This is a genomic window from Oleiharenicola lentus, from assembly GCF_004118375.1.
Lineage (GTDB): Bacteria > Verrucomicrobiota > Verrucomicrobiia > Opitutales > Opitutaceae > Lacunisphaera > Lacunisphaera lenta.
In genome coordinates this window covers 543,079-558,153 of record NZ_SDHX01000002.1, presented here as the reverse complement: position 1 = coordinate 558,153, position 15,075 = coordinate 543,079, and the positions used below count along the sequence as shown (strand labels likewise).

13 protein-coding genes are annotated in these 15,075 nt (G+C 63.2%); 9 read left to right on the top strand and 4 right to left on the bottom strand.

What is annotated here, in order from left to right; translation table 11 throughout:
- The first annotated feature begins 134 nt into the window (after positions 1-134).
- From ESB00_RS16185 to ESB00_RS16165, 5 genes are all read left to right on the top strand, one after another.
- Positions 135-1,997, top strand: coding sequence for a serine hydrolase domain-containing protein (locus tag ESB00_RS16185; RefSeq protein WP_129048826.1), 1,863 nt, complete (start codon positions 135-137; stop codon positions 1,995-1,997).
- A gap of 91 nt (positions 1,998-2,088) precedes the next feature.
- Positions 2,089-3,483, top strand: a complete 1,395-nt coding sequence (locus tag ESB00_RS16180) for an RNA polymerase sigma factor (protein WP_129048825.1) — start codon at positions 2,089-2,091, stop codon at positions 3,481-3,483.
- Between the two features lie 447 nt (positions 3,484-3,930).
- The gene (locus tag ESB00_RS16175; RefSeq protein WP_129048824.1) at positions 3,931-4,209 is read left to right on the top strand and encodes a hypothetical protein; all 279 of its coding nucleotides are present in this window, start codon (positions 3,931-3,933) and stop codon (positions 4,207-4,209) included.
- A 116-nt stretch (positions 4,210-4,325) separates the two neighbouring features.
- A complete protein-coding gene (locus ESB00_RS16170; protein ID WP_164976257.1) occupies positions 4,326-5,756 on the top strand; it encodes an RNA polymerase sigma factor in 1,431 nt (476 codons plus the stop codon).
- Positions 5,757-5,761: 5 nt separating this feature from the next.
- Positions 5,762-6,436, top strand: coding sequence for a hypothetical protein (locus ESB00_RS16165; protein WP_129048822.1), 675 nt, complete (start codon positions 5,762-5,764; stop codon positions 6,434-6,436).
- On the opposite strand, the gene ESB00_RS16160 is transcribed toward ESB00_RS16165, so the two are convergent.
- Together ESB00_RS16160 and ESB00_RS16155 are read right to left on the bottom strand one after the other, a co-directional pair.
- Positions 6,408-7,403: a hypothetical protein gene (locus tag ESB00_RS16160; protein WP_129048821.1), complete on the bottom strand. Its 996-nt coding sequence runs from the start codon at positions 7,401-7,403 to the stop codon at positions 6,408-6,410. The two genes, ESB00_RS16165 and ESB00_RS16160, sit on opposite strands and share 29 nt — an antisense overlap.
- Before the next feature lie 13 nt (positions 7,404-7,416).
- Positions 7,417-9,327: an LOG family protein gene (locus ESB00_RS16155; protein WP_129048820.1), complete on the bottom strand. Its 1,911-nt coding sequence runs from the start codon at positions 9,325-9,327 to the stop codon at positions 7,417-7,419.
- Between the two features lie 176 nt (positions 9,328-9,503).
- Between ESB00_RS16155 and ESB00_RS16150 the strand changes: the two genes are divergently transcribed.
- From ESB00_RS16150 to queG, 3 genes are all read left to right on the top strand, one after another.
- Positions 9,504-10,397 (top strand): FKBP-type peptidyl-prolyl cis-trans isomerase, encoded by an 894-nt coding sequence (locus ESB00_RS16150; RefSeq protein ID WP_129048819.1) that lies wholly within the window; start codon positions 9,504-9,506, stop codon positions 10,395-10,397.
- Between the two features lie 134 nt (positions 10,398-10,531).
- Positions 10,532-11,062, top strand: a complete 531-nt coding sequence (locus ESB00_RS16145; protein WP_129048818.1) for a shikimate kinase — start codon at positions 10,532-10,534, stop codon at positions 11,060-11,062.
- Positions 11,059-12,219 (top strand): tRNA epoxyqueuosine(34) reductase QueG, encoded by a 1,161-nt coding sequence (queG, locus tag ESB00_RS16140; protein ID WP_129048817.1) that lies wholly within the window; start codon positions 11,059-11,061, stop codon positions 12,217-12,219. The genes ESB00_RS16145 and queG overlap by 4 nt, the downstream gene beginning before the upstream one ends.
- 134 nt (positions 12,220-12,353) lie before the next feature.
- Here queG and ESB00_RS16135 read toward each other — a convergent pair whose 3' ends face one another.
- Positions 12,354-12,761, bottom strand: coding sequence for an acyl-CoA thioesterase (locus ESB00_RS16135; RefSeq protein WP_129048816.1), 408 nt, complete (start codon positions 12,759-12,761; stop codon positions 12,354-12,356).
- 4 nt (positions 12,762-12,765) lie between these two features.
- A complete protein-coding gene (locus tag ESB00_RS16130) occupies positions 12,766-13,923 on the bottom strand; it encodes a glycosyltransferase family 4 protein (RefSeq protein ID WP_129048815.1) in 1,158 nt (385 codons plus the stop codon).
- Positions 13,924-14,096: 173 nt separating this feature from the next.
- Here ESB00_RS16130 and ESB00_RS16125 point away from each other — a divergent pair, with 173 nt between their 5' ends.
- Positions 14,097-15,041 (top strand): ApeI family dehydratase, encoded by a 945-nt coding sequence (locus tag ESB00_RS16125; protein WP_129048814.1) that lies wholly within the window; start codon positions 14,097-14,099, stop codon positions 15,039-15,041.
- The last annotated feature ends 34 nt before the right edge of the window (positions 15,042-15,075 follow it).

Here is a 15,075-nt window from a genome sequence, read left to right as displayed (position 1 = left end):
GCCAGTCGTAAAGCTGAGTCTCAAAGGTGGTGAGCGGTTTAAGCACTGAAGACATGGAATACAGAGGGGAGAGGGGAAAGTTTGTGCGATTCTTGAACCGGTGGGCGGTTAGAATGTGAACCACTCATTACTTCATGTTTTTTAAGCCTCAGTTCTATCTTAGCCTGTTCGTGTTCCTTGCTGGTCCAATCCTCTTTGCCGAAAATACAGGGCCGCAGACGGTTGAAGAGTTGCGGCAGGCGATAGAGAAAGTGCTTAAGGAAAGGCAAACGCCGGGAGCAGCAGTCGCGATTGTGTCCCGAGACAAGATTGAGTGGATGGCCGGACTGGGCTTGGCGGACGAGGCGGCTAATCAGCCCGTGACGACCAAAACGATTTTTCGCATCGGCTCGACGTCAAAGGAGTTTGTGGCACTCGCAGCACTGAAGTTACAGGAGGAAGGGAAACTGAAGCTGACCGATACGTTGCGGCAATGGGTGCCGGAATATCCTGTGGAGAACGCTTGGGAATCCACGGATCCGGTGCGCCTCGTGCATTTGCTGGAGCAAACCTCTGGCATCCCCGATTGTCGTTTCAGCGAGTATGCACACAATGATTCCACTCCGGTCACGCTGGCCCAGGCGCTGAATTTTGCCCCGCAATACCGGGTCATCCGCTGGCGTCCCGGTTCGCGCTACGCCTACAGTAGCGTGGGACCAGCCTTGGTGGCGGCCGTGATCGAGAAAGCATCGGGGCAACGCTTCGAGGACTATGTCCGCGACAATTTTTTTGTCCCACTCCAGATGCACACCGCGAGCTACTTTCTGACGCCGGAAGTGCAATCGAACCTGACCACGATGTATTGGAGCCGAAGCCACAAAGTAGCGTCTTATTCCCACCTCATCTATCGTCCCTCGGGTGCCGTGAACGCCTCGGTCGAAGACATGGCCAACTACGTGCGCTTTCATCTGATGCGCGGCAGTTTTGATGGTCGGCAGATTCTGCGGGAAGCATCGATCGACCGTCTCGAAGTGCCGACCACTTTACCGTCGGCTCAAGCGGGGGTGACGGTTGGCTATGGCTTGTATAACCGCGCGATGTTCTCGCGCGGTTACGAGTGGCATGGCCACAATGGCAATCATGACGCATGCTTCGTGACCATGGAATATTGTCCGGAGCTGGGCATCGGCCTGGTGGTCATGCTCAACTCAAATAACGTGAGCGCTTTTGCCAGGGTAAATAATTTGGTGCGGCTGTACGCGATGCGCCATGCCCCGGAGAAGGCGTCCCCGCCCGCGGGTCCGATGCCGGCAATTGTGAATCAGGATTTCAACGGCCTCTATGCCAATATCGCTCCGCGTGATGAAGGATATCGCGACTTCATGGAGTATTTCGGGAGCATTCGAAAAATCCGGGTGGAGGAGAAGGAAATGATCATGATGCGGGGGGCATTGAGGTGGGTGCCGGTGTCCGGTAATCTTTTTCGCCTGCATGACGGCGCGAAGCCGGAACTCGCCGTGATCACGGGAGAGAACGGCGAAACGCTACTGCAATGCTATTTGGGCACCTTCCGGCGCATCTCGAAGTTTGGATTTTGGTCCGTGCAATACGGAATGCTTTACTCGTTCGGTATCTTGCTGAGCTCGGTGCTGTTCGCGGTGGTCTGGGGGCTTCGTCTGGCGTTCGGACGATTGAAGAATGCCGGCCCGCTTGGACCGCGGACATGGCCCTTGGTGGGTGTGGTCGGGATCGTGGGTTTTATCGCCTTCTACCTCAAAGTCCAGGAGGGGCATATCCACATCGTGGGCACAATGAATATCTGGTCGGTCGGATTGATGCTCGACACCCTACTGATTCCGCTAAGCGCAACCTTTTGCGTGGCGGGGCTTTGGCGCCACCGCAAGACGCCGATGAATCGCGTGGCCTACTGGCATGCCGTACTCGTGACGCTCGGTCTTGTTTTTATCACCGGTTTTGGCCTGGCCTGGGGACTCATCGGAATACGCACTTGGGCTTGAAACCAAAGGAATGGGTTTGAGCGGAAAAAAGGAAAAAAAGGAATATTTGTGCGGTTTTTCTGCGGGGCGCGGTTATAAGGGTTAAGCCCGCATGCCCACTGATGCCGAACTCCTCCACCGTTACGTCAAAGCGCACGATGAAAGGGCCTTTTCCGAATTGGTCCGGAGACATCTCAATCTAGTCTATGCCGCGGCCCTGCGACGGACCCATGGGCGCACCCATGTGGCGGAGGAAATCGCACAGAAAGTATTCACTGATCTCGCACATAAAGCGGCCTCGCTGCAACACCACCCGGCATTGATAGGGTGGCTTCATCGCAGCACCCGCTATGCGGCGATTGATGCCGCCCGAAGCGAGATTCGTCACCAAAAACTCACCCAATCGTTCACTGCCATGGCGGATGATTCCTTAGACGCGGAACCCCAGGCCGACTGGGGAAATCTGCGCCCGGTGATTGATGAAGCCATGGATGATCTCAAGGAGGCGGACCGTCAGATTATGCTGTTGCGCTATTTTGACGGGCTAAGCTTTGCCGCGGTGGGCGAGCGCATGAATCTATCCGAAAACACAGCCCGGATGCGCACAGAGCGGGCTCTCGACAAACTTCGCGCGCAGTTGGGTAAGCGGGGGGTCTCCTCCACGACGGCGGCCTTGGGCCTGTTGTTGGCGAACCAGACGCTGGCGACTGCTCCTGCTGGACTGGCGTCCAGCGTGACCGCAGCGGCGATAGCGGCGGCCCCGGCTGGCACCCTCGCATCGCTACTGGGCCTTTTGGCTTTGAATAAAGTGGCTGCGGTTTGGATCGGGGCGGGATTAGTGGCAGGATTTACCAGCTTGGGCTGGTCCCTATCGGAAGCACGTGCCAGCCGTGGCGAATTGGCTGTCCTGCAGGCTGAAAACTCCCGGCTCTCCGTCGCCATGGCGGCTTTGCGAGATCAGCCTGTGATTGACCCGGCAACACCCAGGATGGCCGCGTCGGCAATGCCCGCCGCGCTCCTGGTTGAAGGGCGGACAACAGAAAAACAGGCGGAAGTAATAGGAAGGCATAGCGACCATGGCCAGGCGACGGCAGAGGATGCCTTGCTGAGTTATGCCTGGGCGCTCGATGCGGGCAACGCCGTTGCTTTGGGCAATCTGATCACCTTCGACGAAGCAGGGCAGAAGGAGTTGGAAGGGCTGTACGCCCGAGCGCCCGAATCGATCCGGGCGCGATACCACACTCCGCAAGAACTCTTCGTTCATGCGCAGTTGATTGCCGCTGTGTTGAAACCTCCGACCGGCGTCGAGCAGATCAGGAAGTACGTCGCGACGGACGTCAGCCCTGAGCGGGTGGTGTTGCGCAAAGCTGGCTCGACAGGAAGTGGCGCCCCTATGGTGCGAACTGCGGACGGTTGGAAGATACAGTTTTCGATCAGACCAGGAGGTGATGCTGGACTGATGAAGCTACTGAATAATGAAATCGTGGTGAAACTGGGCCTGAACTGAACGACCGCCATGGCCTTCTTGAAGATAACCCTGATCTCTACCTTGGTCTCCTTAGTCGGCGTGCTTTGCAGCCAGTACTACGCGCGATTGGAACGCGACCACGAGAGAGCGCGTTTGACTAAGGAAAACGCACAGATGCGAAGGGTCATCAGTCAACGGGAGCCCTCTCGACCGTTGGCACTTGATCCTGCGGTTCAAAGCGCAGCGAGCAACCAGGCAGGCGCTCCGACTAAAGTGAACTCCCGACCCGTTACCGATCGGCCGCCGCCAGCGGGTGGGAGCCGACGTTGGCCAGTGAGGGTCTATTTCAATGCAGGACAGGCGACCCCGATAGCCACCTTGCAAACCATGGCCTGGGCTTGCGACCAAGGCGACGTTGGGACGATGGCGAGACTTTTCATTTTCGATGATGAGGCCAGACCCAGGGCCAACGCAATTTATACTGCCATGCCGACCGAGATACGCGCCGAGTGGAGTTCCGTCGAGGAGGCGGCCGCTGCCATCATCGTGCACAATGGCATCGAACAGCCTTATCCGGGAAGCGAAGTTCTGGCGCTGGCCAAAATCGAGCCGATAACGAAGGGAAGGGTCACGCTAAAGCTGCCCGGCGCCATCGTTTCCGGGCTGCAGTTTCGGCAAACAGCCGAGGGGTGGAAATATGTGATCATCGGCGACGTCGTTGATGACTACATCAAAAAAATGTCGCAACCTCCCCCGCAGCGCTGATCTGTAACGCATTGGGGCGCGCACTTCGGAGTTGTTGGCATTCGGGGGATTTTGCGGGTGTTTGGCAGAAAAATTGTGCGGTTTTTTCTGGAGGTCCGTTTATGGAGTGTAACCGCATGTCACCCGATGCCGAACTCCTCCGACGCTATTCCCGGCAACACGACGAACGGGCCTTTGCTGAACTTGTGCAGCGCCACCTCGGCCTGGTGTATGCCGCCGCCTTGCGTCGGACGGGCGGCCGTGTGCACCTCGCCGAGGATATCTCGCAAAAAGTGTTCATCGAACTGGCGCGTAGAGCCACACAACTTGACCGGCACCCGGCGCTGGTCGGCTGGCTCTACCGCTGCACCCGAAATGCGGCGATTGACGTGATGCGCGCGGAGCAAAGCCGTCAGCGCAGCGCGCAAGCCTTCGCCAACATGCCTGACACCGTCCCCGCGGATTTTTCGATCGATTGGGAGCGTTTACGCCCGGTGCTCGACGAGGCGCTGGACGAACTGAAGGAGTCGGACCGCGAGGCCATGTTGTTGCGCTATTTCGAGGGCCTGAGCTTCGCCGAGGTCGGAGCACGGATGAACCTGTCGGAGAACGCCGCCCGCATGCGCACGGATCGGGCGCTGGAAAAGCTTCGGTTTCACTTGGGGCGGCGGGGTGTCACTTCGACCACGGTGGCGTTGGGTCTACTACTAGCCAACCAGGCGTTTGCCCTGGCACCTGCGGGTCTGGCGTCGAACGTGACCTCCGCCGCTCTCGCTGCCGCTCCGGCGACCGGAGGCGTTGTTTCTTTCCTTCTTATGAGCAAAATAACCGCCCCCGCGCTCAGCGCGGTGATTGCCGCCGGCGTCACCGCCCTTGTCTGGACCTCCGTTGTGCCCACTGTCAGCGCCGAGGAGCTGGCCACGCTCCGCGCCGAGAACGCGCGCCTCGCGCAGGCCACGGCAGCCGATGCGCCGGCCGAGAAGGTGGACGCCGTGGCCAGGGAATTTGCCACGACTGCTACCGGAATTGCCCGCGTGCTGGAGGAACGCCACGCCGCTCGGGTGGCCGGCGCGACGGCCGGTGGGACGAGTTCCGTTTCGGCCGGTGCGTCCGACGTAACTCCCCGCGGCCATCGCAATCACGGCATCGCGACTGCACGCGACGCGTCGTTCACTTTTGCCTGGGCCAGCGACATCTGCGATCCCGACGAACTGGCCAAGGTTATCACCTTCGATGCCGCCGCCCGGGCGAAGGCGCTGGAAATTCTGGCCACGATGCCGGAAGCCATCCGGACCGAGTATCCGACGCCGGAGGCTTTTTATGGTCTGGTGCTGGCGGCCACTTGCCTCGAGGCGCCGCCCCCGGGTGCCGACCTGATCGAGCGGTTCATGGTGGAAGTCGAACTCAAGCCCGACCGGGTGGCCATGCGCCGCAAGGGCAGCGACCACAACAATCACGAGTATCAGCTGACTGCTGATGGCTGGAAATACGTCATCCCCGAGGTGGGCGTCATCCACATGCCGAAAAACCTCAACAGCCAGACGCTCGCCAAGCTGGTTCAAAAATAACGTCCATGTCTCCGTTGAAAACCTCCCTGATCGTGGCCGTGGTGTCGGCGGTGGTCACCGCTGGCGGGCTTCATTACTTCCAGCAAGGCCGCGCCCGGGAGGCGCGCCATCTGCGTTCGCAGAACAGCCGCATGCTGCTCGAGGCCCATCAGCGCGTCATGGCCCGGCAGTCGGCCGTTCCGCCGCCGACTTCGAGCGACTCAGTCGCCGCGGGAACGGCTTCCTCCCCTGCGGCCACGCCGGTTTCGCGGATGGCCGAGTATTACCGCAACGAGGGCAACGCCACGCCGCTGGCCACCTTGCAGACCTTCGCCTGGGCCTGCGATCGCGGCGACATCGAGGCCGTGCAGCGCCTGCTGTTCGTCGAGGAAGCCGCCCGGCCCAAAGTCGAGGCCTTCGTGGCCGCCTTGCCTGAAAACGTCCGGGCCCAATGGAAGTCCGTGGACGAAACCGTGGCGGCCTTGCTCACCGAGAGTGTCATGTCGCGACCTTTTCCGCGCCATGACATCCTGGCCACCGCGACACCCGAGGAAGTCAGCGTCGGTCGCATCCGGTTGCGCATGCCCAACGTCCCCCGCGACGGCACCGAGTATCAACAGACCGCCGAGGGCTGGAAATACGTCCTGACCGAGAAAGTCGTGGACGCCTACATCAGGCAGCACCGGGCGCCGGCGAAGTAACCAGCGGGCGCAGGCCCCAGAGGGCGAGGGAGACCGTGGACATCTTGGCGAGCTGCTCTATCGGGGCGCCGCCGAGCGTCGCGAACAGCAGGGCATCCATCTCGTGCAACGACAGGATGGCGGCGGTGGCGATCGCGGCGTGGCCGAGGAGTCCGAGCACGAGGCGGCGGTTGCGGGCTTTGAAGAGGATGAACGCGGCGAGCGAGGCCACGACGACGACGGTGACGACGATGGCGATCTGCTGGGGCAGGAGGCGTCCGTCGTAGAAGCCGTATTTTCGGGCAAACTGCCGGGCCAGCTCGCTCGCATAGGGTTCGAAGCGGAAAATCTCCGAGCCAGCGATGGCCAGGCTGGCGGTGATGAGGGCGAGAGAGCGTCCGCGTCCGTTTTTTTCTGAGTGATTCAGAAAACGTACAGCCAGGGCTCCCGCCACGATGAGCCAAAGCATGACCAGCAACCCGCGCAGGGCGGGGAGCTCCACGCGTGGGACTTCCGGGTCGGGCGTGTGGTCATGGACGTGAAGCGGGCGCAGTTCCCGGTCTGTAGCAGGGCCGACCTCGACCGGGATCGGTTCGGATTTGGCGACGTGGCTGCGATGTGCCCAGGCGCCGTCGGGCGAGACGTAAACGATGGCATGCACCGTCGCGAGGTCGGGGCGGGCGGGCACGGTCAGGAGGAACTCGATGACCTGACCCGCGGGGCCGATGACTTGCGAGCGCCCATGGCTGACCACGCGCAGCGACTGGTGGCGAGCGGTTGTGCCGTGGAGATCAAGGGTCAGCTTCCGGTCGCGGCTGATGCCGTTGGGCATCGCCCGGATTGTTACGGTTTCTCCGGGAGCTATCCGCGACGGTGCCTCCAGCATTAACCACAACGCCTGCGGTTTTGGCCGGGTGAGGATCAGCCAGGTGATGCCGCCGAGGATCAGGAGACCCGCGGCGAAAATCACCTGCTGGAGGGGTTTCATGGCCGCGGACGCGTCACAGCACCTTCAGCGTCCGGCGGTAGAAGGCGATGACCTCGGCGGGGTCGTCGGTGAAGAGGATGTAGTCGTTCATCCAGGCGGGGGCGCGCTTGTCCTTGATCATCGTGTTCACCTGGCGGCGGAGGTCGCCCCAGAACTTGGCGTTGAAAAACACGTAGGGGACGCGCGGGCGGATGCCGAGCTTGAGGTTGCAGAGCTCGATGCCGATCTCCTCCAACGTGCCAACGCCGCCGACGTTGAAGATGCAAAAGTCGGCCGCCTCGAACCATTTTTGGCGGAAGTGGCGCGAGCTTTCCTGGAAGGTGTTGAAGAAATCGACACCGAGCTCGGGCGGCTGAGCCTCGAGTTCGAGGAAGCACGCGCCGGTGAGCGCGCCCTTGCCGCGGGCCTGCTCGGTGGCGAGGCGCATCACGCCGCCGCCGCCGCCGGTGAGCACACCGAGGTTGGAGCCCATGAAGGTCGTGAGCTGGTGGACGAGCGCGGAGATGCGGTCGGTGTCGGCCTGGTCGAGGCCAACGGCCGAGCCGTAGAAGGCGAGGATCGTCGCCTCCTGGAATTTGCGGGCCATCTCCTCGCGCACGAAGAAACCGTGGTCGCGGCGGTAGGTGTGCAGGTAGAGGTCCTTCGTCTGCTCGTCATACCAGTAAACCGGGATGCCGAGCGAGTGGAGCATGTCGAGGCGGGCGTGCGCGTTGGACGACAGGAAGTAGCCGTGGGTGCGCGAGGCCTTGCGGAAGATGACGCGCTTGAGGCGCGAGTCGCCGAGGCGGGTGACGAGCTCGGTGTGTTCCAGCAGGTCGGGGAAGTAGTCCACGATCAGCGTGTCGGCGTCGGGCACGTGGGCGTCGAGGGCCTGGATCATGGTGCGCGCGCCGATCGGGCAGGCGTCCTTGGCGAGGAGCTTCTTGAGGTCCTCGTCGTTGGCGCGGATGAAGAGCGCGCGGTTCTCCATCGTGGCGCTCTGGCCGCGGACGCTGATCTTGGTGCGCGGCTTGGCCTCCGTGCTTTCGATGGCGGGGGCAGAGTCGAGGCACTTGTAGAGGCCCTTGGTCGTGGCCAGGAGACGCTGGCGTTTCTTGGCGAGGGTCTTGGCCTCGGCGTCCTCGGAGGGCGGCGCGCGGAAGATTTCGACCGAGACCATCGGGTTAACGACGGGTTGTTCGCCGGTGTTGTAGATCTCCAGCATGATGTTGGTGCCGGAGGTCTTGATCGGGTCGAGGAGCACGGCCGAGGTGTGCAGGCCGAAGTTGCCCTCGCCCGGACTGAGCACGACGAAGTGTTCGCGCAGATACATCGAGCAGCTGGTGAGCACGCCCGAGTGCGGCGCGATGGTGAGCGGCGCGGCGTCGTGACGCACCTGCACCTTGTCGAGGAAGCTGCGGCCCGCGTAGCCGGAGACGATGTGCTCGAAGTTCACCCGGATGAGCCGCGGGTTGAGCGTGTAGCTGACCGGGTGCGGCGTGAAGAACACGCGGCCGGAACTGTCGATCGAGATCGTGTTGGGCAGCTTGAGGTGGTTCTCGCGGATGGCGGTCCAGATCTCGGTGGCGGAGAGCTTGGCGGCGGCGGGCGCGTAGAAGAGGCGGCCGACGGGCGCACCCGGGCGCAGGAGCTTCTGCCAGTAGGGGGCGTTGGGGAAACTGTGGTCGTAAATGAAGGCCTCGGCGGTGAGGAGGAGGCGGTTGCCATCCACGGTCGGGGCGCCGCTCGTGATCATCTCGATGCCGATGCGGGCGAGTGAACTGCGCTCGGTGAAACGGAGGGCGGCAAGGTGGCTGCGGAGGAACTCCATCTCGGCCGGATGGCGCGGCCAGAAGGCGACGGTGAGGGTGAGACGGTCGGTGCCCTTGGCGCGGACGGTGAGGATCTGGCCGTCGGTGCTGTGCCAGAATTGGTTTTCGTTCATGGGATTGAGCAGGGTGGAAGCGGAGGCGGGGCGAGACAAGCCCGGGGTTGGATCGGTTCCCGCGCGAATCGCTGCCGCCTAAGGGGTTGATTTTTGCAGGGGGGCTGCGCAACTTCGGACTCTTTGACGGCACAAATCCACCCGGGCCGTTTCCCAACCGGGCTCCCCAATCCTACATGAAATTCACCTCTCGCATCGTTGCAGGCCTCGTCGGTCTGAGCTTGCTGGTCGCCGCTTCCGCTCAGGACGCGGTCAAATTTGAAGTTCCCGGCGTAACCTCGCCGAACAAGCCCGCTCCGGCCCCGGCGGCGTCAACCCCGGCCCCGAAGGCCGCGGCGCCCGCGTCGGCTCCCGCCGCCGCGGCTCCGGCGGCTGCCGCCCCCGGCGCGCCGACGAAGTTCACCGAGGCGCAGCTGATGGAGGCCTACGGCTACATTTTCATGCTGGAGACCCGCATGGCCACCCAGCTGCAGGCGCTGGAGATCACCCCGGCCCTCCGCGAATCGATGCTCCGGGGCATCGCCCTCGCGCTCAGTGGCAAGGACCTGCCCTACGACCCGCAGCAGGTTCAGGTGCAGCTGCAGGAATTCATGGGCAAGAAGCAGGAGGTTTTCCTTGGCAAGATCCGCGCGGCCCAGCTGGCTGCGGGCACCGAGTATTTCACCAAGCTGAAGGAGAACAAGAACGCCGTGGTGCTGCCGAGCGGGCTCGTTTATGAGGTGGTGCAGGCCGGCAAAGGTAATGCGCCGAAGCCCGGCCAGGTTGTCAGCATCCGCTACACCGGCGCGCTCGTGAACGGCCAGGTGTTTGATTCGAATGTCGAGGCGCCGCAGCCGGCGGACCTGCTGCTGCAGGCGGCCACGCCGCAGAGCCCGCAGGGCATCATTCCCGGCCTGTTCGAGGGCCTCCAGAAGGGATCGGTCGGCAGCAAGCTGAAGCTGCACATCCCGCCCGCGCTCGCCTATGGCGACAACGGCGCCCCCGGCGCCATTCCGCCCGGCGCCACTCTCGTCTTTGACGTCGAAATCGTCGGCATCAAGGATGCGCCTCCCGCTCCCGCGGCCAAGTAACCGCCCTTCTGCATTTCGCTTTCCGCAACGCCTCCCTTCATGGGGGGCGTTTTTGTTTTGCCCGGTCCGTGACGCGCAACGCTGCGAAGCGGACTTGCGCCGGGGCGGGGCGGACCCTTCGCTTGCGGCCAAGGATGGACACCAACCTCTACCTCGTCGGTTTCATGGGCACGGGCAAGAGCACCGTCGGCCGGCTCGTGGCGCGGCAGGTGGGCTTCGACTTCGTGGACAGCGACCACGAGATCGAGCGGCTGCAGGGCAAACCCGTGTCGCAGATCTTCGCGGAGCAGGGCGAAGCGGCGTTCCGAGCAATGGAGCGCGGGTTTGTCGAGCGCGGGCATCCGGCGAAACGCTGCGTGGTGTCGTGCGGCGGCGGCCTGATCGTGCCGCCCGGCATGCTGGAGCTGCTGCGTGGGCGCGGCGTGGTGGTCTGCATGCATGCCCCGATCGACACGATCATCCAGCGTACGCTGCACGCGACGCACCGGCCCTTGCTGGCGGTGGAGAATCCCGAGCAGCGCCTGCGCGACCTCTACGCCCAGCGCGAGGCTCTTTACCGCCGGTCGGGCACGCTGGTGCTGACCGACAAGCGGCCGTTGCGTGAAATCGCGGCCCATGTGCTGCGCGTGTATCGTCAGGAAGCCGCGTCGTTCGGCAAGAAATGACCACGCAGGCAGGCCCGGTGGTGACGGGAGCGCAGCGCGAAAAACTGCGCGAGCAGCTGCGGGCCCTGGGTTTTGATGCCGTGCGCTTTGCGGCGGCGACCCGGCCAGGCGGCGAATCTTTGCGTTCGTGGCTCGAAGCCGGCCACCACGCCGACATGGCCTGGATCGAGCGTGGGGCGGAGAAGCGCGGCAACCCGGAGCTGGTGCTGCCGGGCGTGCGCAGCGTGATCATGCTGGGCGTGAACTATTGGTCCGGGATTGAGACCAAGGGTCCGAAGTGGGCGCGTTACGTCCTGCACACGGACTACCACGACACGATCAAGGCCGGCCTGGCCGCGGCAGGGCGATTGTTGGAGCAGGAATACGCCGCGGAGGCGGCGGACTACCGGTATTACGTGGACACCGGGCCGGTCTTGGAGCGCGGGTGGGCGGCACGCAGCGGGCTTGGGTTTCGTGGCAAGAACGCCATGCTGATCTCGCGTGAGCACGGCAACTGGCTGTTCCTCGCGTGCATTCTGACGCGCCTGGCCATCGAGCCCGATACGCCGCTGCGTCCGGAATTCGCGCGGCCGGGCGCCGAGGAGCCGGCGGGCTTGCTGTGCGGGAAATGCACCCGCTGTCTCGACGCGTGCCCGACGCAGGCCTTTCCGGAGCCCGGTGTGGTGGACGCTCGCCGTTGCATCTCCTACCAGACGATTGAGAACAAGGGTCTCATCCCGCGCGAACAGCGCGCGGGTATCGGCACGCGGATCTACGGGTGCGACGTGTGCCTGGAGGTTTGCCCGTGGAACCGATTTGCGCAGGAGGGGCGGCGCGTTCTGCTATCGGTGCGCGGGGAGGTTGCCGAGTTGTCGCTCCAGGAAATCCTCGAGCTTACGCCGGTGCGGTTCGCGGCGGTCTTCAAGGGCACGGCGGTCAAACGGCTGAAACTGTCCGGTCTTTTGCGCAACGCCTGCGTCGTGGCTGGCAATTCCGGGGATGGAACGCTGCTGCCGGCTCTCGTCGGCCTGGCCACGCACGAATTGCCCTTGGTGCGGGCACACGCCGTCTGGGCCGTGCGGCGGCTGGCGGGGGGCGGGGCCGGGACGTTGCTGCAGGCCGCGCGGAGCCACGAGTCCGACGCGACGGTGTTGGCGGAATACGAGGGCGTGGCGTAGGACAGATTAAGCAATAACGAGGCGGTTTACCTGTAGGGCCGGACCTTGGTCCGACCTCGCACACTAGTTCTTCGCAAGCGACGAACCTACAAACGGGCATCCGCCAGCGCGGTTAAACTTCAATCTGAACCGCACTAGGTCTTCGCGAAGAGTTCCTTCATTCGCGCCGTGAGGGCTGCGGGCGGGCGGACCGGTTCGCCGGATTTGTTGATGAAGGCGTGGGTGGTAAACCCGGTGACCAGCAGCTCCTCGCCGCGGCGCACCTCGTATTCGAGGTGGATCCGGAGAGCGGGGCGTTCCTTGAGCCGGGTGATGATCGTCAGTTCGTCGTCGTAGCGGGCGGGGCGCTGGTATTTCACGCCGACCTCGATCACCGGCAGCATGTAACCCTGCGCTTCGAGATCGCGGTAGGGAAAGCCGCATTCCTTGAGCAGGGTGGTGCGGCCGACCTCGAACCACGGGAGGTAGTTGCCGTGGTAGACGATGCCCATCATGTCGGTCTCGGCGTAGCGGACGGTGATCAGCGTGTGGGATTCAATCATGGCTTCAGGTTGCAGGCGGGGGCGACGGTTGTCCAAACAAGGCGACGGCCGAGTCCTGCCAGGTCCGGGCCAGGGCGCGGGCGCGGCCGGCTTCGCCCAGTTTCCGGCGCAGGGCCGGGTCGGCGAGCAGGCGGGCGAAGGCCTGAGTCAGGGCGGACCGGTCACCCGGTTGCACAAGCAGGCCGGTTTCTTCATGCACCACGGCCTCGGGCACACCGCCGATGGCATGGGCCACAATCGGCAGACCGTGGGCCCCGGCTTCCAGATAAACGAGACCGAAGCCCTCCACGCTGTGGCGGTGGGGCATGCTGGTCATGGCAAAGATGTCCGCCTGGGCGTAGACCTCGCCCAGTTTTTCATCGGGGATGTCGCCGAGGAATTTCACGGGGAAATCGGCACTGGCGGCGGCCTCCGCGAGCGCGCGGTCGTAGTTCTCCTTACCGTGGGCGCCGACCAGCCGGTATTCGAGGTTGGCGCGGGCAGAGGGCGGCAGGGCCTTGAGAGCGTGGAGGACTTCCAGCTGGCCCTTGCGGGGATTGAGCCGGGCAACGGTCAGGATGACGGTTTTAGCCCCGGGGGCGGCCAAGGGGGCGGATTGCTTGAGCCGCAAATCGGGGCGCAACGCACCGGGAGTGACGACGACCTTCGCGGCGGAGGAGGGGAAGTGTTGTTCCAGCAGCTGGCGGGCGTAATCGCTGACCACGCTGATGCGGTCGGTCTGGAAAAGCAGGTGGTTGGTGCTCCACCGCAGCAGGCGGCGCGAGCCCAGGCGCTGGATTTCCGAACCGTGGAAGGTGAGCATCAGCCGGGCAGGGCGGATCGTGTCGAAATACTGCAGCAGCAGCATTGCCAGCAGCGGACCGGGCTCCGGGATGTAGAGAGTCGCCTGGTTCAGGCGTTGGCCCTGACGTAAGAGCTCACGCGCCATGCGCCATTGGCTGAGCAGGCCGTGGTTGCCGGCCAGGTTCAGGCGGCGCACCAGAAATGGCCAGGCTTGCTCCTCCGTTCCCGGGGGCAGCGCGGGAGCCCAGACTTCCACCTGATAGCCCAGCTCTTGGGCGGCTCGCGCCATTTCCGCGCAGTAAACCGCGATTCCGCCGCGATGCGGTTGGAACTCGTGAGTGGCTAGAATCAGTGTGGGCGCAGAGTCCGAGGGCGGCATGGGGTTCAATGGGATATGCACTCGGGCCTGAGGCCGTCGGGTCCGGCATGTCGCAAGGCAACCTTGTCCAAGTCAATCAGCTAAAATTTTACTCTCACGTTGCGTATTTCTACGAGGGCAGCGGAGGGTTTTTGGGGTTTACTTGTCTTTGGGATGTAACATACCTGAAGCCAATGGCACAGTCCGTTAACACCCAGTCCGGAGTCACTCTCAAGCCGTTCACCGCCGAGGATGATGCCAACCTAAGAGAGGCTCTGAAGCGCTGCTCAGCAGCGACTTACGAGGCGGCGGCGCAGTTTCGCAAAACGGGCAACACGGAACATCTTCCGGCCATCGTCTTGGGTATCATTGAGCGCTATGTGGAGCCCGATCTGCGGGCGAAGCTGAAGGATGCCGACGATGATCTCCGCATTATCGAGGATCTGGGCATCGACTCCCTCACGATGATGGAAATCGTTATCCTCGTGGAGGACGTGCTCCAAATGTCCATCAACAACGAGGAGTTGCGCCACTTGCGCACCGTGGGAAACGTCAAGGCCTTCATCGAGAGCAAGGTCCGCGGTCTGCCCCTGCCGAAACCCACCAAGTTCATTCCGATCGAGCAGATTGTGTCGATCATGCCGATCCAGCCGCCCTTCCTCTTCCTGGGCGAAGCTTCGGTCAATGCCCATGGCGCCAACGCCAAATACAAGGTCAGCGGCCAGGAGTTTTTCCTGCAGGGACACTTCAAGGACAACCCCGTGCTGCCGGCTTCCATCATGCTCGAGGCCTTGGGCCAGCTGGCGGTCCTTTTCCTGCTCGAAGGTCAGGTCGGCGAGGCCGGCAAGACGGTTGATCACCGCACCATTTTCTTCACCTCCTGCGAAGGTGTCCGTTGCCACCGCGTGTGCCGTCCGGGCGATGTGCTCAGCCTGTCGATCAAGCCCAAGCGGCTGAAGTCGCCGCTGGCGACCTTCGAGGGCCAGATCCGCGTTGGTCAGGAAAAGGCGGCCATCGCCGAGGAAATCACGCTGACCTTTGCCTACGTCGAGGAAGTGGCCCAGCCGCCCACGCCGCAGGTTGCGCCGGCGGAGCAGGCGGTGGCGCTCAATCCCGCCAAGTCTGCGGTCAACGCCTGAGTGGCGTTGCCGCGGTGGTTGACCGTCGGCGCAA

Coding starts and splice junctions, on each gene's coding strand:
- ESB00_RS16125 (WP_129048814.1), top strand. CDS start 14,097: ATGGCACAGTCCGTTAACACCCAGTCCGGAGTCACTCTCAAGCCGTTC.
- ESB00_RS16185 (WP_129048826.1), top strand. CDS start 135: ATGTTTTTTAAGCCTCAGTTCTATCTTAGCCTGTTCGTGTTCCTTGCT.
- ESB00_RS16175 (WP_129048824.1), top strand. CDS start 3,931: ATGCCGACCGAGATACGCGCCGAGTGGAGTTCCGTCGAGGAGGCGGCC.
- queG (WP_129048817.1), top strand. CDS start 11,059: ATGACCACGCAGGCAGGCCCGGTGGTGACGGGAGCGCAGCGCGAAAAA.
- ESB00_RS16150 (WP_129048819.1), top strand. CDS start 9,504: ATGAAATTCACCTCTCGCATCGTTGCAGGCCTCGTCGGTCTGAGCTTG.
- ESB00_RS16165 (WP_129048822.1), top strand. CDS start 5,762: ATGTCTCCGTTGAAAACCTCCCTGATCGTGGCCGTGGTGTCGGCGGTG.
- ESB00_RS16180 (WP_129048825.1), top strand. CDS start 2,089: ATGCCCACTGATGCCGAACTCCTCCACCGTTACGTCAAAGCGCACGAT.
- ESB00_RS16135 (WP_129048816.1), bottom strand. CDS start 12,761: ATGATTGAATCCCACACGCTGATCACCGTCCGCTACGCCGAGACCGAC.
- ESB00_RS16130 (WP_129048815.1), bottom strand. CDS start 13,923: ATGCCGCCCTCGGACTCTGCGCCCACACTGATTCTAGCCACTCACGAG.
- ESB00_RS16170 (WP_164976257.1), top strand. CDS start 4,326: ATGTCACCCGATGCCGAACTCCTCCGACGCTATTCCCGGCAACACGAC.
- ESB00_RS16155 (WP_129048820.1), bottom strand. CDS start 9,327: ATGAACGAAAACCAATTCTGGCACAGCACCGACGGCCAGATCCTCACC.
- ESB00_RS16145 (WP_129048818.1), top strand. CDS start 10,532: ATGGACACCAACCTCTACCTCGTCGGTTTCATGGGCACGGGCAAGAGC.
- ESB00_RS16160 (WP_129048821.1), bottom strand. CDS start 7,403: ATGAAACCCCTCCAGCAGGTGATTTTCGCCGCGGGTCTCCTGATCCTC.